A 20,099-nucleotide genomic window follows, 5' to 3' on the forward strand; every position below is an offset into this window, starting at 1 on the left:
GGCGCCATGAACGAAGAGAAGGACATGGCGGACGCGCGTGCGGCGCTGGCCAATTATCGCGCCTCGATCGACAATATCGACGCGGCGCTGATCCACATGCTGGCCGAGCGCTTCCGCTGCACCAAGGCAGTCGGCGTGCTGAAGGCGGAACATGGCCTGCCGCCTGCCGATCCGGCGCGCGAGCAGGAGCAGATCGCCCGTCTTCGCCAACTGGCGAAGGACGCCCATCTCGACCCGGATTTCGCGGAAAAATTCCTGAACTTCGTCGTCCGCGAAGTGATCCGCCATCACGAGCAGATCGCCGCATCCAACGGCGTAGCGAAAACCGGCTGAGGACCAGCCACCAACCGATCAACCGAATCAGAGCTTTTAGGAGAAAAGAAATGCCACTGAAAATCCGATTGGCCCGTGCGGGCTCGAAGAAGCGTCCCTATTACCATGTCGTCGTCGCCGACGCGCGTTCGCCGCGCGACGGCCGTTTCATCGAGTCGCTCGGCTCGTGGAATCCGCTGCTGCCCAAGGACGGCGAACGCGTCAAGGTCGACGCCGAGCGCGTCAAGCATTGGCTGTCGCATGGCGCCCAGCCGACCGACCGCGTGCTGCGCTTCCTCGATGAAGCCGGCATCGCCAAGCGCGAAGCCCGCTCCAACCCGAACAAGGCCGAGCCCGGCAAGAAGGCGCAGGAGCGCGCAGCCTTGCTGAAGAAGGCGCAGGAAGATGCCGCCGCGGCCGTTGCCGCCGCCGCAGCCGCGCCGGCCGAGGCGGAAGCCGCCAGCGCCGAATAAATCATCTCCACAACCACGAAACGGCGGGCCCTGCCCGCCGTTTTGCTATTGCATCCATATGATGCGGCCCGATCAATAGCCTTCCGGGCAACTCGCAACGTAGACACGACCGTTGCGATCGCGATAACGGCATTGGCCGCTTTCGCTGGCACGGCCGATCAGTGCACCGGCCAAAGCGCCGGCCGCACCGCCGATCACCGCGCCCTTGGTCGGGTTGCCGGCCACCGCAGCGCCGACCGCCGCACCGCCCAGGCCACCAACTGCCGCGCCTTGCTCAGTACGGGAGCAGGCACCGAGCGGGACCAGCAAGGCCATCAAGATCATCACCTTTTTCATTGTCGTTCCTCTCCAACAGGGTGCCGTCCTCGCCGCTGCACCCCCTAACTCGCAACCAGGCGATTTGATCCAAAGAAGAAGATCGGCTGCCGCCCGGCGGCGCTCAATTTGATCCAAAGAGTAGAAAGGCGGCGGCAGACCGCGCCCGCTCTGGCGGCGTGGCCACCATCGAACGGCTTTCGATGTCGCCGCTATTGGCTGAACGGGAACAACGCGCGCACCCTTGGATCGCGCAGATACAGGCCACCCCAGAGGACGGCGCCGAGATAGACGCCGAACAGTATGTGCGAGAACAAAGGGCTGCCGATACGCACATGCGTGGCGACGGCGCCGCCGAGATAGGCGGTGAGCAGGATGGCGCCGAGCACCGAGGTGCGTGGCAGCGCGTAAAGCGCTGTCGAGACCAATCCAATGGTGCCGAGCATGCGCGAGACATTGGCATCGGCCGGCCAGCCGAGCTGCACCATGGTCTGGGTGACGATTTCGAGCGGCGGTAGCTTGATGACGCCGTCGAAGATCATGAACAGCACGATGACGGCGCTGAGCACGCGGCTGGTCCACAGGGCACGCGGTGAGACGGGTGCTGCCTGAGACATGGTCATTGATGTTCCCTCCGGTCGTTGTGAGCACTGGCTCCTTCGCCAGCTCGAACCAAGGACGCGGCCCATGACGGCGATCCGACATGCCTCCAGTTCTTTTTCACTCCGGGGGACGGCGACCTCGGATGTACAAGTTCAGCCGGCAACGAACCTGGCAAGTCCACCTTGCGAGGTGAGATGGAGGGCGTTATTGAAAATCCGTAGGGGTGTCTTCCGACGCTCGACGGAAGCCGCCGCCTGATCGCACAACGAAAGCAACCGATGGCCGGAGAGACCGACCTGAAACAGTTGCTGGCGGCAATGACGCCGGAATTGCTTGCCGGCGTTCATGTCTTCACCACGTTGCCACCCGATGCGCCCGTTCCCGACAGGCTCCACCCGGTGATGCTATTTCGCGAGCGCGAGGGCACGACGCTGATCGTGCTTGAAGACCATGCCAAGGCCGCTGGACTGAAAACCGTGTTCCGCTGCCGGATGCTGACGCTGAACATCCATTCGTCGCTGGAAGCGGTCGGCTTCCTCGCCGCCATCACCGCGCGGCTGGCCACCGCCGGCATCGGCGTCAATCCGGTCTCGGCCTTCTACCACGACCATTTGTTCGTGCCCGCCGACCGGGCGGAGGAGGCGCTGAAGTTGCTGTTGGACCTAGCGGAGGAGAACCGGCTGTGACGCCGTCGCCTTGCTGCCTATTTGGACGCCTGTGCCCCTCATCCGCCTTCCGGCACCTTGTCCCCGTGAACGGGGAGAAGGGCGCTAACGGCCGAAGGCCGAGCCCGCGACTGCGGGCCGCCGGCCTTCCGGCGCCCCCGCGGAGGCCAGCCGCGTAGCGGCGATACGGCCGTGAGCGAAACAACCGCCAAAGGCCGAGCCCGCGACTGCGGGCCGCCGGTCGTCCGGTGCCCCCGCGGAGGGCCAGCCGCGACAGCAGCGATACGGCCGTGAGCGGAAAAGCAAGCTGAGCAAAAATCGCGGCCGAAGGCCGAGCCTGCGACCGCAGGCCGCCGGTCGTCCGGCGTCCCCGCGGAGGCCAGCCGCGCTAGCGGCGATACGGCCGTGAGCGAACTATGCCGCCTTCTTCTTCGGCTGGATCAGCCCGCGCTCGACCAGCAGCTCGGCGATCTGCACCGCATTGAGTGCCGCGCCCTTGCGCAGATTGTCGGAGACGATCCACATCGACAGGCCGTTGTCGATGGTCGAGTCCTCGCGGATACGCGAGATGAAGGTGGCGTCCTCGCCGGCCGATTCCAGCGGCGTGATGTAGCCGCCGTCCTCGCGCTTGTCGATGACCTGGCAGCCCGGCGCCTCGCGCAGGATCTCGCGCGCCTCATCGGCGGTGATCGGCTTCTCGAACTCGATGTTGACCGCTTCCGAATGGCCGATGAACACCGGCACGCGCACGCAGGTCGCCGTCAGCTTGATCTTCGGGTCGAGCATCTTCTTGGTCTCGGCCACCATCTTCCACTCTTCCTTGGTGAAGCCGTCGTCGAGGAAGACGTCGATATGCGGGATGACGTTGAAGGCGATACGCTTGGTGAACTTCTTGACGTCGACCTGGTCGGCGACAAACACCGCGCGCGTCTGCGTGAACAATTCGTCCATGCCTTCCTTGCCGGCGCCGGAGACCGACTGGTAGGTGGCGACGACGACGCGCTTGATGGTGGCCGCGTCATGCAGCGGCTTCAGCGCCACGACCATCTGCGCCGTCGAGCAGTTCGGGTTGGCAATGATGTTCTTGCGCGTGAACAGCGAGATCGCATCCGGGTTCACTTCCGGAACGATCAGCGGCACGTCCTGGTCGTAGCGGAAGGCCGACGAATTATCGATGACGACGCAGCCCTGCTTGCCGATCTTCGGCGACCATTCCTTGGAGACGTTGCCGCCGGCCGACATGATGCAGATGTCGGTATCTGAAAAATCATATTGGTCGAGCGCTCTGACCTTCAGCGTGCGGTCGCCGAACGACACTTCCGTGCCCTGGCTGCGCCGCGAGGCCAGCGCCACCACCTCGCTCACCGGAAAGCCGCGCTCTTCGAGTATGTTGAGCATTTCCCGGCCCACATTGCCCGTGGCGCCGACGATCGCAACCTTGAAACTCATCGAAATCTCCTGTCCCTCTCCGCTCGGTTTCTGGAGAAAACCCGCCGGCCGATGCGGGTTTCAACCCCCGGGCCGGACCCGGGAGAGGGTGGTTAGGCCAAGGGAATCAGACCGTTTTGGTGGTCGTTTTGCCGGTTTTTTTGAGCAAGAACGTGATTTTGCTGGAACGAGGAGACGCAGCGACGCGCCCGGCCCAATGGTTCGCATTGGGGCCGGGGATGTCGAAGGCAGAAAGCGCCATCAAAAGGCCGCGCATCGAAAACTATCCCGTTCGGTGCCGGCTTTTACGCGGTTTACGTCTAGAGTCAATCGCAAGCAGGCCGACCCGCCCGCCCTGTACAATGACGGCGGCACCAAGTACGAACGAGCATCGTCTGGCTCGTGGCGCCCGTCTGTGGCGCTTGCCGACATTTGACCCGTCGCCGGGTATTCAGAATCCGAATTTCGAAAGAGCAAGATGTCCAACTTCGAAGCTATTGTTCCCGCGCTGGCAAAGGCGCTGGAAAAACGCGGCTATGTCGAGCTGACGCCGGTGCAGAACGCCGTTCTCGAGCTTGGCCAGGCCGATGCGCTGGTTTCGGCCCAGACCGGCTCCGGCAAGACCGTCGCCTTTGGTCTGGCTTTGGCGCCGACCCTTCTCGATGGCGCGGAGCACTTTTCCCACGCGGCGGCACCCCTGGCGCTGGCCGTGGCGCCGACGCGGGAGTTGGCCCTGCAGGTAACGCGCGAGCTGGAATGGCTCTACGAACTGACCGGCGCCACGGTGGCGTCCTGCGTCGGCGGCATGGACATGCGCACCGAACGGCGCGCGCTGGAGCGCGGCGCCCATATCGTCGTGGGCACGCCCGGCCGCCTGCGCGATCACATCACCCGCAATTCGCTCGACATGTCGGCGCTCAAGGCAGTGGTGCTCGACGAGGCCGACGAGATGCTCGATCTCGGCTTTCGCGAGGATCTGGAATTCATCCTCGATGCCGCACCCGCCGATCGCCGCACGCTGATGTTTTCCGCGACCGTGCCGCGCTCCATCGCCACGCTGGCCAAGGGCTACCAGCGCGATGCTGTGCGCATCTCGGCCTCCGGCGAGGAAAAGCAGCATCTCGACATCGAATACCGGGCGCTGAGCGTCGCCCAGGCGGACCGCGAAAACGCCATCATCAACGTGCTGCGCTATTACGAGGCCAAGAACGCGCTGGTGTTCTGCAACACGCGCGCCGCCGTCAACCATTTGACGGCGCGCTTCAACAATCGCAACTTTTCCGTCGTGGCGCTGTCCGGCGAGCTTAGCCAGAACGAGCGCAGCCACGCGCTACAGGCGATGCGCGACGGCCGCGCCAAGGTCTGCATCGCCACCGACGTCGCGGCACGCGGCATCGACCTGCCCAATCTCGAGCTGGTGATCCATGCCGACCTGCCGACCAACCCGGAAACGCTCCTGCACCGAAGCGGACGCACGGGCCGTGCGGGACGCAAGGGCGTCAGTGCGCTGATCGTGCCCAATAGTGCCCGCAGGCGCACCGAGCGGCTGCTGCAAAGTGCCGGCCTTGCGGCAACCTGGGCGAGCCCGCCGTCGGCCGACGACGTGATACGGCGCGACGACGAGCGCATTCTCGCTGATCCGGTCTTCAGCGAGCCTATGAAGGATGAGGAGCGCGGCTTCGTCGAGGCGCTTCTCGATCAGCACGGGCCCGAACAGGTAGCCGCCGCCTTCGTGCGGATGTGCCGCTCCAGCCACTCGGCGCCGGAGGATCTTCTCGACGTGGCACCGTTCACGCCGTCGGGCGAAAAATTTGCGCGCCGGGACGAGGCACCGAGCCGCCGCGACGATTTCGGCGACAGCGTCTGGTTCTCGCTGTCGGTCGGACGCCGGCAGAATGCCGAGCCACGCTGGCTGATCCCGATGCTGTGCCGGACAGGCGGCATTTCCAAGCGCGAGATCGGCGCCATCAAGATGCAGCAGGAGGAAACCTTCGTGCAGATCGCGGCGGACTGGGCCGAGCGTTTCCTCGCTGCGATCGGCCCCGACCGCAAGCTGCAGGGCAACATTGCGGTCAAGCGGCTGGACGGCACGCCGGATTTGTCGCGGGCCGGCTATCAGGAACCACGACCCGACAAGAAGTCGCACCGCGGCAAGCGCACCTTCGATCAGAACACGCCCAAATTCGAGAAGCGCGCACCGGACGACCAGCGCCCGGCATTCGAGGCGAAGCCCTGGGGCGGGAAACCGGCCAAGGCGAAGTTCGAAGGCGGACCTGCGAAACACAAGAAATCGAAGAAACGGCCAGGGTAAATAGCCAGCACTCTCCATTTCCGCACGCCCCTTGCGGTCTGCCGGAACTTTGCACAGTCTGGGGCGGGGAAATGGGGGGGGCAGGACATGCGCGGCGTAGTTCTTCATTACGACGAAGACCAGGGTTTCGGCTTCATCACCGGAGCCGACGGCAACCGCTACACTTTGGCGCGCGAAGATTTGCGCCGCGAAGCATCGGTTGCCGGAGGTACGACCGTCGAATTCCAGCCGGCTGGCGGACGGGCACGCGATGTTTTTTCGATCCGCGCCCAACCTGCCAGTGCGCCCGCCGACGCCTCCACTGCAACCGCCGCCCCAACTCAGGCCGGCAATGCGCCCGCGGCACGTCAGCCGCAACATTTCGGCCGTTCCGCTGAACAAAGCCCGGCCGAATCGGCTGGCCTGTGGAGCTACTTCTGGCGGGGTCTGACCGAGAATTACTTCAACTTCGCCGGCCGTGCCCGCCGCAAGGAATATTGGGGCTACTGCCTGTTCTGGACGGTCGCGCTGATCGTGGTCATAGGCATCGGCCTCTTCATCGACCACGCCATGGGCAATCTCGATGAATTGCCGGCAGTGACGGTCGGCCTTTGCGGCCTCTTCCTGCTGGCGACCGCCCTGCCGTGGTTCGGTCTCAACGTGCGTCGCCTGCACGATATCGGCCTGACAGGGTGGCTCTTCCTGCTGATCCTGGTCCCGACCTTCGGCAGCCTGATCATCCTGGTCTTCGCGCTGATCCCGACCCAGCCCCGCGAGAACCAGTGGGGTCCGGTGCCGGAGGGAATCAAGACCGCATAATCCCACCTGAGTTGGTTCTGCTAGCTAAAGCTGATTGTGTTCGCTCAAGGCGATGCGTTCGATGATCTTGAAGTCCTTCGCGGAATGACCACGAAGGGTCTTCTTGTGGGTCTGGATCGTTTCCGTCCCGACAACCTCGAATGTAGACCCTTCATAGGCGATTTCGCAGTCGACCACCCTATCCGGCCAAAGCCAGATCAAGAGACACAACTCGTATTGATCGGGAATGATTTTTATCAGGTAGAAATCGCTCTTTTTCGACCTGATATCGTTCGCAGATGAACTGCAGCAATGGCGCGAGGCGTTGATCGCCGCGAAACTCAGCCTGGCGTTCGTACTCATCGAGAAGATCCCTTTCAATGGCGCGCTGCACCTCACCCATACACCTGTCACCCCAAAAATTTGGCGATGATCGCATCGCCCATCTCAGCGGTGCCGACCTCGGTCATCCCCGGCGAATGAATATCCCTGGTGCGCAAGCCCTGATCGAGCACGGCGGCGATCGCGCCTTCCAGCCGGTCGGCCTCATCAACCATGCCGAAGGAATAGCGCATGCACATGGCGAAGGAGGCGATCATGGCGATCGGATTGGCGATACCCTTGCCGGCGATGTCGGGCGCCGAGCCGTGCACCGGCTCGTAGAGCGCCTTGCGCTTTTTTGTCTTCGCATCCGGCGCGCCGAGCGAGGCCGACGGCAGCATGCCGATCGAGCCGGTCAGCATGGCGGCGATGTCGGACAGCATGTCGCCGAACAGATTGTCGGTGACGATGACGTCGAACTGCTTCGGCCAGCGCACCAGCTGCATGCCGCCAGCATCGGCCAACATGTGATCAAGCTTGACGTCGGCATACCTGGCCTTGTGCGTCTGGGTGACGACCTCGTTCCACAGCACGCCCGACTTCATCACATTGCGCTTTTCCATCGAGGTGACGTGGTTCTTGCGCGTGCGCGCCAATTCGAAGGCAACGCCCGAAATGCGCTCGATCTCGAACGTATCGTATATTTGGGTGTCGATGCCGCGCTTCTGGCCGTTGCCGAGGTCGATGATCTGCTTAGGCTCGCCGAAATAGACGCCGCCGGTGAGCTCGCGCACGATCAGGATATCGAGCCCCTCGACCACCTCCTGCTTCAGCGAGGAGGACGCCGCCAGCGCCGGATAGCAGATTGCCGGTCTGAGATTGGCAAACAGCTCCATGTCCTTGCGCAGCCGCAGCAGACCCGCCTCCGGGCGCACCTCGTAAGGCACCGCATCCCATTTCGGTCCGCCGACAGCGCCGAACAGCACCGCGTCCGACGCCATTGCCTTGGCCATGTCGGCATCGGAAATCGCCGCGCCATGCGCGTCATAAGCGCAGCCGCCGACAAGGCCCTCATCGGTGACGAAATCGCTGCCGAGCTTGTCGTTCATGGCGGAAATCAGCTTCTTCACCTCGGCCATCGCCTCGGGGCCGATGCCGTCGCCGGCAAGCAGGAGAAGATTTTTCGAAGCCATGAGAACCGTTCCAATCGTTTAGCGCATGAACGCGGCCTTGCTAAACGCCAAGCAGCCGGCGCGCAAGCCCGCGGTTCAGAGCATCGGACCCAAAGGTGGAAACCGGTTTGGGAGAATCCGATGCTCAAGACAAAACGCCTACAGATGCGAAAGGATATTGACCAGCCTGCCGAACGGGTCGCGTACGAAGAAGCGCCGCACGCCCCAGGGTTCGTCCGCCGGACCGTATTCGATGGCAAAGCCGGCCGTCCTCATGCTTTCAAGCGCGGCATCGACGTCGTCGACTTCGATAGAGATGTCCGGCACCGGCGTTCCTGATCCCCCTTCGGCCATGAAACTGACCTGCACGGACATCGTCTCTTGCGAGCCATAGGTAGAGATCCAGCCCATATCCATCTTGAGATCGAGGCCGAGCACATCCTGATAGAAGGGTTTTGCCGCCGCGATATCCTGCGTGTCTATGTTTGCAACGATGCGCCTGACCTTCACCATGGGCCGATCCTCGTGCTAACCGTGTCGTTTTCGCAACCGTGACAGGCATCAGGCTGTGCGCCGCAGCGCCGTCACCTCGATCTCGATCTTCATCTCCGGCTTGTTGAGCTGGCACACGATCATCGTTGCCGCCGGCCTGATCTCGCCAAAGGCCTCGCCGAGGATCGGGAACACCACATCCACGAAAGCCGCATCGGTGATATAGTAATGTGCCCGCACCACATCGGCCACGTCGAAACCGCCGTCCCCGAGCGCCTTGGCGATCGTCGCCAAGCAATTGCGCGTTTGTGCCTCTACGGTCTCCGGCATCGACATGGTCGCATAATCGTAGCCGGTCGTTCCGGACACGAAACACCAGTCGCCCTGCACCACGGCGCGCGAATAGCCGGCGGTGTTCTCGAAGGGCGAACCGGTGGAGATCAGTTTTCGCATAGGTCCTCCTTTTTTGCAGCGTAGGCGGTTTGGCGAAAGCGGCGGTGACGGCCGATCTCCCCCCAAGTGGGGAGATGTCCGGGGCGCGCGAAAGATCGCGGCAGAACGATTTCTAATTCGCCGACCCCAGCGCCTTGTCCAGCGCTTCCTTGACGTCGGCCGGCCATGTACTCACCGCCGGCCACGCGTCCGGCTCGGGCTTGTCGCCGCGGCGGGCGAAATAGAGCTTCTGGTTGACCGGGTCGACCGCCATGAAGCCGTCATTGCCGCCGCAATCATGCGGCACGCAGCCGCTGGCAAAAAAGGCGCCCGACGCGGTTTTTTCCGTGCCGCCGCCGACCAGCAGGCTGGTCGCCATGTCGGGCATGTCCCTGCCAAGCAGTGTCTCGGCTAGTTTGTAGACCGCTTCATTGTGGAAGGCGTCGATGATGTTGTCGTATTTCGACGGATCGACGTCCTTCCAGTCGGTGCCCGGCTCCGGCATGTAGGTCAGATTGCCGGAAATCGTCAGTCCGGCCGTCGGCGACCATTGCAGCGCCGGCTTGGAATCGCCCGGCAAAAGATAGGGTACGAAATAGACGGCGCTGTCGGAGATCGCGGCCGGCGGCGCGCCGCATTCATCCTGCTCGACCGTGACCGTCTGGATCGTGCCGCCTTCCGGCTTCCAAACGATCACCTTGGCTGGGCCGCATTGATTGCCGCCGTCGCCGACATCGACCAGCGCCACCTTGACGCCGCCGACCTCGACGATCTTGTCGAAGAAGACGTCGTAATTGCGCGCCAGTTCCTTGCCGTCGAAGGCGAGTACCCGTTCCCCGTACTCTTCCTCCTGAGTGATGGTCAGCTGGCCGCCCTCGAACGGGATCGGCGCCTGTTTGTCATTGTCGGCTAGGGCCGCATTGCTCAACGCGCCCTGGTCGGCGGCCCCGCCGGACGAATCGTCAGCCGGCACGAGCACCATGTCGGTCTGTGCATGCGCCCCTGCCACCGGCATCAGAATCCACGCCAGCGCGCAGGCCCCGGCAAGAAGCGAACGTGTCATGACTGTCCCCTCCGTTCAGCCGCCACGAACCCGGCCTGTCGCGGCCAGGTCATCCTACCGCTCAGGCCCAGGGCCGCAGCTCGGCGTTCTTCTTCTCGAACGAAGCGATGGCGCCGGCCTTCTCCATGGTCAGGCCGATATCGTCGAGGCCGTTCAAGAGGCAGTGGCGCTTGAATTCGTCGAGGTCGAACTTGACCACGCCGCCGTCCGGCCCGCGGATTTCCTTGGCTTCGAGATCAACCGACAGCGTCGCGTTGGAACCGCGCGAGGCATCGTCCATCAGCTTCTCCAGGTCTTCCGGGCTGACGGTGATCGGCAAGATGCCGTTCTTGAAGCAGTTGTTGTAGAAAATGTCGGCGAACGAGGTCGAGATGACGCAGCGGATGCCGAAATCGAGCAGCGCCCACGGCGCATGTTCCCGGCTCGAGCCGCAGCCGAAATTGTCGCCGGCGACCAGGATCTGCGCCTTGCGGTAGGCCGGCTTGTTGAGCACGAAGTCCGGGTTTTCCGAGCCGTCGTCCTTGTAACGCATTTCGGCGAACAGGCCGGTGCCGAGCCCCGTGCGCTTGATCGTCTTGAGATAATCCTTGGGGATGATCATGTCGGTGTCGACATTGACGATCGGCATCGGCGCGGCGACACCGGTGAGCTTGGTGAATTTTTCCATGGTTCTTGCCCGTCTTCTTCTCGTTGCGGGGAATTGCTGGCGCCCGGTTTACACAATGCCGCGGGCAAATAAAAGACGGCTGTTTTTGGACTTCCGTCGTCGATCGAACCACAAAATCGGTACAAAACAGCTTCAAAACCACCGGCCCATGGTGCACTTTTGTCGACATGACAACGCGATCCACGATCCTTTACGCCAGCGAACCGGGCCTCGGCATCGCCGAGTTCCGCCGCGTTCTGGTGGAATCCGGCCTCGGCGAGACACGGCCCGTCGATGATCATGCCCGTTTGAAGGCGATGCTTGCCAGTGCCGACCTGGTGCTCACCGCGCGCATCGATGCACCGGGCAAGCCGCTGGTTGGTGTCGCTCGCGGCATCACCGACTTTTCCTGGGTCTGCTATATCTCCGAGCTCGCTGTTTCTGCATCGGCGCAAGGGCTGGGTATCGGCAAGGGCCTGATGGATGAGGCACGCCGGCAACTCGGACCTTCCGTTGCCATCAGCCTGATCTCCATGCCCGACGCCGTCGGCTTCTATGAGCGTATCGGCATGGAGCGCATGCCCAACGCATTCTGGTTCGGCCGCAAGCGCTGAAATCCACTCCCAGCGACCTCAACCCGCGCATTCTTGGCTAGGGTTCTGCCTCTTGACATGCAACCAAATGGTTGCATATTAGAGTCATGAGCATGGATGCCGTCTTTCGCGCCTTGGCCGACCCGACACGCCGGCGATTGCTGGACAGCCTTCATGCCAGGAACGGGCAGACGCTGAACGCGCTGTGCGGTGAGATGGACATGACGCGCCAGGCGGTGACCAAGCATCTGGCGATCCTGGAAGAAGCAAACCTCGTCACCACCATCCGCAAGGGACGCGAGAAGCAACATTATCTGAATCCGGTTCCCATCAACGAGATCGCCGAACGCTGGATCGGCAAATTCGAGCGGGGGCGACTGGGCGCCCTCAGCGATTTGAAGAAACGCCTCGAAAGGGAAGACTGATGAGCAACATTTTCGTTTATGTCACCTACATCCGCACCTCGCCCGAAAAACTCTGGCAAGCACTGACCGAGCCGGAGTTCCAGCGGCAATATTTCCTCGGCGCCCAGATGCTAAGCGACTGGAAACAAGGTTCGGCGTGGAAGATGGTTTACACCGACGGCCGCGTCACCGACAGCGGCGAGGTCCTCGAGATCGATCCACCCAAGCGCATCGTGCTCAAATGGCGCAACGAGTTCATGCCCGAGGTCAAGGCGGACGGCTACACACGCTGCACCTTCGCCATCGGGCAGGAGGGCGAGATGATGAAGCTCGCCATCACACACGAAGCCGATGGACCGCACAAGCTGCTTGGCCATGTGGCGAACGGCTGGCCGCTCATCCTGTCCAGCCTGAAGAGCCTGCTCGAAACCGGCAAAGGCCTGTCGCGCCCGGCGTCGAAGGCTTGAGGTTGTTTCGATAGCGAAACGTTTCTGGAGACAGGGCGATGTACAGTTCCGCGGTGCACAGCATGACCAATGGCGAGACCGTTATGGCGAGCGCCGATGTTCGCGCGCCGCCCGAGCGGATATTTGACGCGCTCGTTACACGCGAGGTCGAGCGCTGGTGGGGGTCCGCCAGGACCTACCGGATGACCGGATGGACGGCCGACCTCCACGTCGGCGGCCGCTGGAGCGTCACCGTCGAGACGGCGGCCGGCAGACACCTGCCCGCCAGCGGCGAATTCCTGGAAATCGAAGAGCCGCGCCGGATCGTGCAGACGCGGAGATACGACTGGGACCATCCGACGCTTGGCCGCCGCGAAACCAAAGTCGCCTGGCTGCTGGAGCCGATCGCCGGCGGCACACGCGTCACCATCTGCCATGGCGGCTTTGCCGGCCTCGCTGACGCTGCAACAGAGCACGCGGAAGGCTGGGGTAGGGTGCTGGGGTGGCTTCAGGCGTATCTTGGTGCAGGCGGCTTGGTGGCGGCCTAACCCAACGGTAGCATCCTTTCGCGCAAGCGTTAAATTACATTCAATTCCCGGAACGGCCGCCCGTCGGCGATCCGGCTGTACCCGAACGCCGAGCAATCCACCGTGCGATAGCCGCCATGCACGATCAGTTCGGCCAGCGCCTTGCCGACCGCCGGAGCCTGCTGCAAGCCGTGGCCGGAAAAACCGTTGGCGAAGAGGAAATTGCCGACCTCGGGATGCGGGCCGATCACCGCGTTCTGGTCGAGCGTGTTGTAGTCGTAATGGCCGACCCAGGCGCGCGTCGGCTTGATCGCCTCGAAGGCCGGAATGCGGGTCGCCAGCACCGGCCAGATCACCTCTTCGAACAGCGGCCAGTCGGGGTCGAAGTCGGCGGGGTCGGCCGGTCCTTCGCCCTCTTCCGGCTCGGCGCCGCCGGTGATGTAGACCGAGCCCTCCGGCCGGACATAGATGCCGCTCGGGTCGACCAGCAGCGGCATGTCGTCATATTTTTCGCGCGCCTCGAAGACGAAGACATTGCGCTTGCGCGGCTCCACCGGCAGCGCCAGCCCGGCCATTGCTGCCACCTTGCCGGCATTCGGCCCGGCGGCGTTAACGACGGTGCCGGCCTCGAGCCGCTCGCCATTGTCGAGGGTCACACCGGCGACGCGCTTCCCCTGCCGCTCGATACCGGTCACCGACGCAGTGATGAAATCGATGTTCTTGCTTCGCAGTGCCTTGCGGAACAGCATCAGCATAGCATGCGCGTCGAACCAGCCTTCGCCGCTGCGGCCATAGGCGCCGGCGGAAATGCCCTCGACCGACAGCCACGGAAAGCGGCGGACGAGCGCCTCGGCATCCTCGAGCACGATGTCGGCGCCCTCGGCCATCTGCGCCTCGTGGTTGGCCCGCAGGATCGGCAGCCCGTTCTCGCCGGCAAGGATGAGGTAGCCGCCTTCGCGAAAGCCGATATCGGCGTCCGCGCCAAACTCTTCCCTGAGCCGCCGGAACAGTTTCAGCGTGAATTGCGACAGCCGGATGTTTTCCGGGATCGAGAACTGCTGGCGGATGGAGGCGCAGGACAGCGTGGTCGCGGCGCGGGAAAATTGCGGGTCGCGCTCGACAAGCGCGATCGAGCCCGAAAACCCTTCCTCGCGCAGATAATAGGCGACCGAGGAGCCGACGATGGCTCCGCCGATGATGACGATATCGTAATGCACCTTTTGGCCCTTCCGATCTGAACCGCCGAGTCACGCCGCCGGCAGGATGATCTCGAAGCGCGTGCCGCTCGCCGAGTCAACCAGCCGGATCGTGCCATCATGCGCTTTCAGGAGGGCCAGCACGATGCCGAGGCCCATGCCGGTGCCGCCGGAATCGCGGCGCGTGGTGAAGAACGGCTCGAAGATGCGGCCTCGGTTGCTGGGCGAAATGCCGGCGCCGTCGTCAGCGACCACGATGGTGGCCTTGCCGTCCGCTTTTGCGGCTGTGACCGATACCAGCGTCGCGCCGTGCCGCGCCGAATTGTCGATGAGATTGGCCAGCACGATCGCAGCGTTTTCGGCCGATATGCGCAGCCCGATCTCAGTGCCCGCCTCGACGCGCACCGCCAGCCTGTCGTCGGCCGGCAGCAGCGCCAGTGACGCACCGAGCGACGTGTTTTCGCCGCTCGGCTCGAGATTTTCGGCGCGCGCCAGGTCGAGCAGGCGGCGCACCAGAAGGTTGAGCCGGCCGGCATCGGTGACGATATTGTCCGAAAACCGCCGCCGCTCGGCCTCGTCCATCGCGCTGCCCGAATCGCGCAGCAGTTCGGCGGCCCCCTGGATCGCCGTCAGCGGCGATTTGAGCTCGTGCGAGATGTGGGTGGCAAAGGTCTGGATGCCGTCGGAGCGTGCGTGCAGCTTTTCGGCCATGTCGAGGAAAGCAGCAGAGAGTTCACCCATTTCGCGCGTGCCGTGGTGATCGAGCGGCCTGATCGCCGCGCGGTCGCCGGCGGCGATGCGTTTCGTGCGTTCCATCAGCGCATAGATCGGACGGCTGACGGCGCGCAGGAAGACCAGCCCGATCAGCAGCGCGCCGCCGAGGATGGTGATTGCCGCCAGCGCCACCTTGCCGCGCTCGCCATAGAGATGCTTGACGATGTTGTTCGGCGTCCGCGACAGATAGACGACGCCGGCGACCTTGCCGGAGACCGCAACCGGCATGGCCACGAAGACGCGAACCTTGGTGCCGCGGCTGACCGAATAGAGCGGCGGCGACGGCTGGTCGGGAACCCGCAGCCTGAGCGCGCTGGCGTAGCGGCCGGAAAGCGCTGCGCGAACCTCTTCGACAGCCGCGAGCGACAGGCCGGCCTCCTCACGGCCGGCGATGACCACGCCTCTGGGATCGAGCAGCCGGAAGCCGGCGAGCGTGGTCTTCTGCGTCTCGGCAAGAATGCCCGACAGGCGTGCGCCGATTGCCGCGAAGGGGGGATCGGCGCTGGCCGCGGTGGCCGCGGGCCGGGTCGGCAGGATCCCGTCGGACGCAAGATCGAGGCCCGGTTCGATCGCCTGGTAGGGAGAAGCCCGATCGCTGGTGTTGGGTGAAGGCACGGGTGCGCCTAGCTTTTCCGGGGCAAGGCCGGCCTCACGGACCTCTTGCGCATAGATCGCGCCAAGGGCGGCGCCTTGGGCGATCAGCTCGGCCTCGGTCTGCCTGATCAGCTGGTTCTCGTAGAGCCGGAAGAAAAACAGGCCGGCCAGCGGCAGCGCCATCACCATGATCAGGATGGCGATGACGACCGTGGCGAGGCGAGGCCGCCATTTGCTGCCAATCAGTTCTTGGGCGCTCACGCGCCGCATCCGCCCAGCCGAAAACCGACGCCGTGCACAGTCTCGATCGCATCGACGCAGCCGACGGCCGCCAGCTTGGCGCGGATATTGCGGATATGGCTGTCGACGGTGCGGTCTGCGACATGGATATTGGCCGCATAGGCGTTGGCCATCACCATGTCGCGGCCAAGCACATACGCCGGCCGCGCCAAAAAGCCTTTCAGGATCGCGAATTCGATCGACGTCAGCGCCAGCGGCTTGCCGTCGAAGCTGGCTGTATGGCTTGCCGGAACCAGCAACAGTCTGCCATGCGAGAATTGCCGGTCGTCGGCTGGTTCCGGCGTGGGCCGCGCGCGGCGCAGAATGACGTTGACGCGGGCGACCAGCTCGCGCGGGCTGAACGGCTTGGTGACATAATCATCGCCGCCCATCTCCAGCCCGAGGACGCGGTCGATCTCTTCATCCCGCGCGGACAGGAACAGCACCGGCAGGTCGGAAGTGTGGCGCAGCCGCCGGCACACTTCCAGCCCGTCCATTTCCGGCATGCCGATGTCGAGCACGACGAGATCGGGCGCATGGCGCTCTATCGCCTGCAAGGCAGCCGCGCCGTCCGGCACCGCCAGCGTTTTCATGCCGGCCTTTTCCAGCGCGAAGCAGATGATTTCGCGAATGTGCGGGTCGTCGTCGGCGACCAGTATGTGGTGCGGCATCAAATCAGCGGCCCGGCATGAAGGGTTCGGACATCGGAGGAACCACGAACGGGCCACGCCTGTCGAGGGCGCGGTTGAGCCGCCAGTCACGAAAGCTCCAGCCCCGCCAGCTTTCCTGGCCGGCGCGGAAGCGTGCTTCGTCCTGTGCATACCAGCCGGCGAGTTCGCGGATGGAGGCATCCTCCGCGGAAACCGTCCTGCTCTGGTGCTGGACGAAGCGATCGAGCGCCGGCAAGGCGCCGGGCCCGAGCGAGCGCAGGTACCAGACGTCGAGCTGGGTGCCTTGGCCGGTCATTTCGAAGCAATGGTCGACATTGTAGTTGGCAATCAGCGCGGCAAAGTTGATGAACGAGCAGGCATAGAGCGTCGCCGATAGCGTCAGAAGATTGGCGGCAAGCAGCCATTCGTTGGACTTTTCGCGCGCGATGCGGGCTATGATCAGGACAAGGCCCGCCGCCACCAGCCCCATCCAGACGAACGCAGCGACACGCCAATAGGTCAGCGCATAGATACCGATATAGAGATCGAGCCGCAGGATCGACGAGATCACCAGGAGGATGTTCTGCGCCACCCAGGCATAAACCAGCCGGCGGATGAGCGGATCGCCGGAGGTCGCACTTCCCGGCCGCAGCGCCGCCAGCACGAAGCCGGCGGCCAGCAGCGCCGTGACGATCAGCGGATAGGCGCCGCGATGCGCGTAGGCGGCATAGGTCAGCCCGTCGGGAAGCGCGATGCCGCCCCACAGATAGGTGGCGTCGAGTGCGCTCTGCACCGCGAACAGGATGTTGAAGACGACGAGCGCGCGGAGGATAGCGGCCTTGCCGAAGACGATGTCCTCGATGGTGGTCCTGGTGGCCGGCGTCGCCGGTGCGCTGGCTGGCGACACCCTGCGGCGGCGGAGAAAGCGCGGCAGCCGCGGCCGCAGAAAGGCCCAGACGCAGGCAAGCACGAACAGCCAGAAGCCGAGACGTGGCAGCTGGACGACGTCGAGCAGTGCCATTAGGTCGATCAGCGAGAACCAATATTCGATGACCGGATTGGCGGCGCCGAACAGCGCGAGGAACACTGCGCCGAGGCCCAGCGGCATGACCCAGACGGCGATCGCCGCAAGGCGCACGCGCCGCCGGCCAAGCCGCCGCGCCGCCGTGCGCCAGCGGAAGAAATCCAGGACGAGCCGAAATGGCGTTGCAAGCAGGAACAGCGAGAGTTGGCCGGCAATGCGGGCAAGGCCGCGCCGCAGCCGTCCGGCCAGTGAAAGCGCGAAGATGGCCAGCCCCGCCAGCGCGATCGAGACGGACAGTGCGCTGGCATTTTCCATAAGCGGCAGCAGCGCCATGAGCAGCGCAACCGGCTTGAACCAGAACTTGCCATCGTTGAAGACGCCAAGAGGATGGAGAGCCATGCTCGCTGCGGCAATCGCAATGCCGAACAGGAAAAGCGTGATGCCCGCCGGTTGGCCATAGAAGAAAAAATCGGCCAGCGCGACGAGCGGGACGGCAACGCCGAAGCGGTTGCAATAGCTCGGCGCCGCCGAGAGGAATACTGTCATGACCGGGCTTTCTCGGCGGCTTTGATGCGGCCGGTGGGCGGGGATTTCCGGACGAAAGGGAGGAGGTTTACCGAAGTCCGGGGCGGATCGACGAGCCACCAGCTTTCGCGGCGAAGCCGGTACGGCAGGGACCAACGGGAGTTCGTTTGCTCTTGCATGCCGCCCTTGTCGCATCCGGTCGGGTGGCAAGCGGGGCGGAGACGAGGAGATTTTCCGAAATTGCGTGCAGTTTTTATGCACGGCTTGCCTCGGCCGGCTGCAGACGGCATAGATCGGAGATGACCACCGAAAGCTACCGCCCGCGCCGCTCGGTGCTTTACGTCCCGGCTTCGAACGACAAGGCGCTGGCCAAGATCCAATCGCTGGCCTGCGATACCGTCGTCATCGATCTCGAGGACGCCGTCGCCCCGGCCGATAAACTTTCCGCGCGCGAAAAACTGGCGGCGATTTTCGCCGGCCATTCCAACCGGCGCTGCGAGATGGTCGTGCGCATCAACGCGCTGTCGAGCGAGTGGGGCGGCGCCGACCTGCTGGCCGCGGCAAAATGCTCGCCCGACGCCATCCTGCTGCCCAAGGTCGACACGCCGCGCGACATTCTCGAGGCCGGCGACGTGCTCGACGACAATTTTATCGCCGACGAAGTCAAGCTATGGGCGATGATCGAGACGCCCAAGGCGCTGCTCAACATTGGGCCGATTGCCGAGCTCGGCCGCGATCCGGCCTCTCGACTGGTTTGTTTCGCTGCCGGAACGAATGACCTGGTCAAGGACACCGGAATTCTCGCCATGCCCGACCGGCGCTATCTCGTTCCATGGCTGATGCAGATGGTGCTCGCCGCGCGCGCCGGCGGCCTCGACCTGCTCGATGGCGTCTTCAATGATTTTCGCGATATGGACGGGTTTGCGCGCGAGTGCACGGAAGCGGCCGCCATGGGTTTTGACGGCAAGTCGCTGATCCATCCAGCTCAGATCGAAGCCGCGAACCGCGCGTTTGCACCGTCGCCCGAAGCAATAGCCGAGGCGCGCGCGGTCAAGGATGCCTTCGCGTTCGCCGAAAATACCGGTAGGGCGGTAGTTGCGCTGAACGGCAAGATGGTCGAGCGGCTGCATCTGGCGCAGGCCGAAAAACTGCTGGCGAAGGCCGCCGCTGTTCGCGCATGACTAACGTAACTGACGACAGGATTGAAGAATGAAACTCTACCGCTTTCTGTCCGGCCCGGACGATGCCAGCTTCTGCCACAAGGTGACGGCGGCGCTGAACAAGGGCTGGCACCTGTTCGGCTCGCCGACCTATGCCTATGACAAGGAGGCCAAGACCATGCGCTGCGGCCAGGCCGTGGTGAAGGACATCGAGGGCCAGGAATACGGCCCCGACACCAAGCTCAGCGATTGGTAGGCTTTGCAAAAGCGCCGAAGCAGGGTGTGTTGAGATTCAGGTCAGGCCGCGCCGGAGTCGAAGACGGGCGCGAAGCGACCAGACTGGGTGGTTTCCGAGAACCGGAGCGGAGCGTACTTTTGGGGACGTTAACACCGGAAGTGCGGGAAGCCGCCGTTCGCAGGCCGGCATCACCTGAATATCAGCACATCCTACTCCGCTGCCTCTTCGATCTTCTCCATATCGTCGTCCGACAGGCCGAAATGGTGGCCGATCTCGTGGATCAGCACATGGGTGACGATGTCGCCCAGCGTTTCCTCGTTCTCGGCCCAGTAGTCGAGGATGGCGCGACGATAGAGCGTGATGCGGTTCGGCCCCTCGCCGGTCTGCGGATTCCAGCGCTCGGCGATGCCGCGCCCCTCGAACAGGCCGAGCAGGTCGAAGGGCGTTTCCAGCGAAAGGTCGTCCATGATCTCGTCGGTCGGGAATTCGGCGATCTGAATGACGATCTCGCCGGTCAGCTTGCGAAAGTCCTCCGGCAGATGGGCATAGGCCTCCAGCGCCAGGAGCTCGATTTCCTCCATCGTTGGCGAAAGCTGGTCGTGCCAGATGCGTGTTTGGTAGATGCGAGCCATGCTTTGTCCTTTGATCCCGGCATATAGGCTTTCAGGCCGGACTCGGC

26 protein-coding genes are annotated in these 20,099 nt (G+C 63.8%); 11 read left to right on the forward strand and 15 right to left on the reverse strand.

The window, feature by feature from the left end; translation table 11 throughout:
• Positions 1-6 precede the first annotated feature (6 nt).
• Positions 7-333, forward strand: coding sequence for a chorismate mutase (locus NKI58_RS21280; protein ID WP_352450211.1), 327 nt, complete (start codon positions 7-9; stop codon positions 331-333).
• A gap of 50 nt (positions 334-383) precedes the next feature.
• On the forward strand, positions 384-785 hold the full coding sequence (gene rpsP, locus NKI58_RS21285) for a 30S ribosomal protein S16 (RefSeq protein WP_352593759.1): 402 nt from the start codon (positions 384-386) through the stop codon (positions 783-785).
• Between the two features lie 72 nt (positions 786-857).
• Here rpsP and NKI58_RS21290 read toward each other — a convergent pair whose 3' ends face one another.
• Both NKI58_RS21290 and NKI58_RS21295 read right to left on the reverse strand, forming a co-directional pair.
• Complete coding sequence (locus tag NKI58_RS21290; RefSeq protein WP_023680734.1) at positions 858-1,121, reverse strand: YMGG-like glycine zipper-containing protein; 264 nt, start codon at positions 1,119-1,121, stop codon at positions 858-860.
• 191 nt (positions 1,122-1,312) lie between these two features.
• On the reverse strand, positions 1,313-1,723 hold the full coding sequence (locus NKI58_RS21295; protein WP_352593758.1) for a DoxX family protein: 411 nt from the start codon (positions 1,721-1,723) through the stop codon (positions 1,313-1,315).
• 258 nt (positions 1,724-1,981) lie between these two features.
• On the opposite strand from NKI58_RS21295, the gene NKI58_RS21300 reads away from it, so the two are divergent.
• Positions 1,982-2,389 (forward strand): ACT domain-containing protein, encoded by a 408-nt coding sequence (locus NKI58_RS21300; protein ID WP_352593757.1) that lies wholly within the window; start codon positions 1,982-1,984, stop codon positions 2,387-2,389.
• 393 nt (positions 2,390-2,782) lie between these two features.
• Here the strand turns inward: NKI58_RS21300 and NKI58_RS21305 are convergent, their stop codons facing one another.
• Positions 2,783-3,817, reverse strand: a complete 1,035-nt coding sequence (locus NKI58_RS21305) for an aspartate-semialdehyde dehydrogenase (protein WP_352782772.1) — start codon at positions 3,815-3,817, stop codon at positions 2,783-2,785.
• Positions 3,818-3,923: 106 nt separating this feature from the next.
• Positions 3,924-4,073, reverse strand: coding sequence for a hypothetical protein (locus NKI58_RS21310; protein ID WP_352450216.1), 150 nt, complete (start codon positions 4,071-4,073; stop codon positions 3,924-3,926).
• Between the two features lie 201 nt (positions 4,074-4,274).
• Between NKI58_RS21310 and NKI58_RS21315 the strand changes: the two genes are divergently transcribed.
• Positions 4,275-6,107: a DEAD/DEAH box helicase gene (locus tag NKI58_RS21315; RefSeq protein ID WP_352782769.1), complete on the forward strand. Its 1,833-nt coding sequence runs from the start codon at positions 4,275-4,277 to the stop codon at positions 6,105-6,107.
• An 87-nt stretch (positions 6,108-6,194) separates the two neighbouring features.
• On the forward strand, positions 6,195-6,905 hold the full coding sequence (locus NKI58_RS21320; RefSeq protein WP_023680532.1) for a DUF805 domain-containing protein: 711 nt from the start codon (positions 6,195-6,197) through the stop codon (positions 6,903-6,905).
• Positions 6,906-6,929: 24 nt separating this feature from the next.
• Here the strand turns inward: NKI58_RS21320 and NKI58_RS21325 are convergent, their stop codons facing one another.
• The 6 genes from NKI58_RS21325 to leuD form a co-directional block, all read right to left on the reverse strand.
• Entirely contained in the window at positions 6,930-7,247 is a 318-nt protein-coding gene (locus NKI58_RS21325) for a hypothetical protein (RefSeq protein WP_023680531.1), read from the reverse strand.
• Positions 7,248-7,294: 47 nt separating this feature from the next.
• Positions 7,295-8,398: a 3-isopropylmalate dehydrogenase gene (leuB, locus tag NKI58_RS21330; protein ID WP_023680530.1), complete on the reverse strand. Its 1,104-nt coding sequence runs from the start codon at positions 8,396-8,398 to the stop codon at positions 7,295-7,297.
• A gap of 138 nt (positions 8,399-8,536) precedes the next feature.
• On the reverse strand, positions 8,537-8,887 hold the full coding sequence (locus NKI58_RS21335; protein WP_031213189.1) for a VOC family protein: 351 nt from the start codon (positions 8,885-8,887) through the stop codon (positions 8,537-8,539).
• 51 nt (positions 8,888-8,938) lie between these two features.
• Positions 8,939-9,322: a RidA family protein gene (locus tag NKI58_RS21340; RefSeq protein WP_023680528.1), complete on the reverse strand. Its 384-nt coding sequence runs from the start codon at positions 9,320-9,322 to the stop codon at positions 8,939-8,941.
• Positions 9,323-9,434: 112 nt separating this feature from the next.
• Complete coding sequence (locus NKI58_RS21345) at positions 9,435-10,364, reverse strand: Ivy family c-type lysozyme inhibitor (protein WP_023680527.1); 930 nt, start codon at positions 10,362-10,364, stop codon at positions 9,435-9,437.
• A 61-nt stretch (positions 10,365-10,425) separates the two neighbouring features.
• Positions 10,426-11,031, reverse strand: coding sequence for a 3-isopropylmalate dehydratase small subunit (gene leuD, locus NKI58_RS21350; RefSeq protein ID WP_292663076.1), 606 nt, complete (start codon positions 11,029-11,031; stop codon positions 10,426-10,428).
• A 167-nt stretch (positions 11,032-11,198) separates the two neighbouring features.
• Here leuD and NKI58_RS21355 point away from each other — a divergent pair, with 167 nt between their 5' ends.
• The 4 genes from NKI58_RS21355 (at position 11,199) to NKI58_RS21370 (ending at position 13,001) form a co-directional block, all read left to right on the forward strand.
• Positions 11,199-11,624, forward strand: coding sequence for a GNAT family N-acetyltransferase (locus NKI58_RS21355; protein WP_352782762.1), 426 nt, complete (start codon positions 11,199-11,201; stop codon positions 11,622-11,624).
• A 92-nt stretch (positions 11,625-11,716) separates the two neighbouring features.
• Positions 11,717-12,028: an ArsR/SmtB family transcription factor gene (locus NKI58_RS21360; RefSeq protein ID WP_031213186.1), complete on the forward strand. Its 312-nt coding sequence runs from the start codon at positions 11,717-11,719 to the stop codon at positions 12,026-12,028.
• Positions 12,028-12,474 carry an SRPBCC domain-containing protein gene (locus NKI58_RS21365; RefSeq protein ID WP_352782759.1) on the forward strand — a complete coding sequence of 149 codons (447 nt, stop codon included), beginning with the start codon at positions 12,028-12,030 and terminating at the stop codon, positions 12,472-12,474. Before NKI58_RS21360 ends, NKI58_RS21365 begins: the two co-directional genes overlap by 1 nt.
• Before the next feature lie 38 nt (positions 12,475-12,512).
• On the forward strand, positions 12,513-13,001 hold the full coding sequence (locus NKI58_RS21370) for an SRPBCC family protein (protein ID WP_352782756.1): 489 nt from the start codon (positions 12,513-12,515) through the stop codon (positions 12,999-13,001).
• Between the two features lie 29 nt (positions 13,002-13,030).
• On the opposite strand, the gene NKI58_RS21375 is transcribed toward NKI58_RS21370, so the two are convergent.
• Genes NKI58_RS21375 through NKI58_RS21390 form a run of 4 tightly spaced genes read right to left on the reverse strand, consistent with a single transcriptional unit; the run spans position 13,031 to position 18,043 of the window.
• On the reverse strand, positions 13,031-14,197 hold the full coding sequence (locus NKI58_RS21375; RefSeq protein WP_352450228.1) for an NAD(P)/FAD-dependent oxidoreductase: 1,167 nt from the start codon (positions 14,195-14,197) through the stop codon (positions 13,031-13,033).
• Between the two features lie 30 nt (positions 14,198-14,227).
• Positions 14,228-15,814, reverse strand: coding sequence for an ATP-binding protein (locus tag NKI58_RS21380; protein WP_352853732.1), 1,587 nt, complete (start codon positions 15,812-15,814; stop codon positions 14,228-14,230).
• A complete protein-coding gene (locus tag NKI58_RS21385) occupies positions 15,802-16,494 on the reverse strand; it encodes a response regulator transcription factor (RefSeq protein ID WP_352450230.1) in 693 nt (230 codons plus the stop codon). The genes NKI58_RS21380 and NKI58_RS21385 overlap by 13 nt, the downstream gene beginning before the upstream one ends.
• A 4-nt stretch (positions 16,495-16,498) precedes the next feature.
• Entirely contained in the window at positions 16,499-18,043 is a 1,545-nt protein-coding gene (locus NKI58_RS21390) for a DUF4153 domain-containing protein (protein ID WP_352782750.1), read from the reverse strand.
• A gap of 278 nt (positions 18,044-18,321) precedes the next feature.
• On the opposite strand from NKI58_RS21390, the gene NKI58_RS21395 reads away from it, so the two are divergent.
• Together NKI58_RS21395 and NKI58_RS21400 are read left to right on the forward strand one after the other, a co-directional pair.
• A complete protein-coding gene (locus tag NKI58_RS21395) occupies positions 18,322-19,203 on the forward strand; it encodes an HpcH/HpaI aldolase/citrate lyase family protein (protein WP_352697023.1) in 882 nt (293 codons plus the stop codon).
• 28 nt (positions 19,204-19,231) lie between these two features.
• Positions 19,232-19,438 carry a DUF1737 domain-containing protein gene (locus tag NKI58_RS21400; RefSeq protein ID WP_352458330.1) on the forward strand — a complete coding sequence of 69 codons (207 nt, stop codon included), beginning with the start codon at positions 19,232-19,234 and terminating at the stop codon, positions 19,436-19,438.
• A gap of 191 nt (positions 19,439-19,629) precedes the next feature.
• Here NKI58_RS21400 and NKI58_RS21405 read toward each other — a convergent pair whose 3' ends face one another.
• Positions 19,630-20,052, reverse strand: a complete 423-nt coding sequence (locus tag NKI58_RS21405; protein WP_023680515.1) for a metallopeptidase family protein — start codon at positions 20,050-20,052, stop codon at positions 19,630-19,632.
• Between the last annotated feature and the right edge of the window lie 47 nt (positions 20,053-20,099).

This window comes from Mesorhizobium sp. M0522 (assembly GCF_040321085.1).
Classification (GTDB): Bacteria; Pseudomonadota; Alphaproteobacteria; order Rhizobiales; family Rhizobiaceae; genus Mesorhizobium.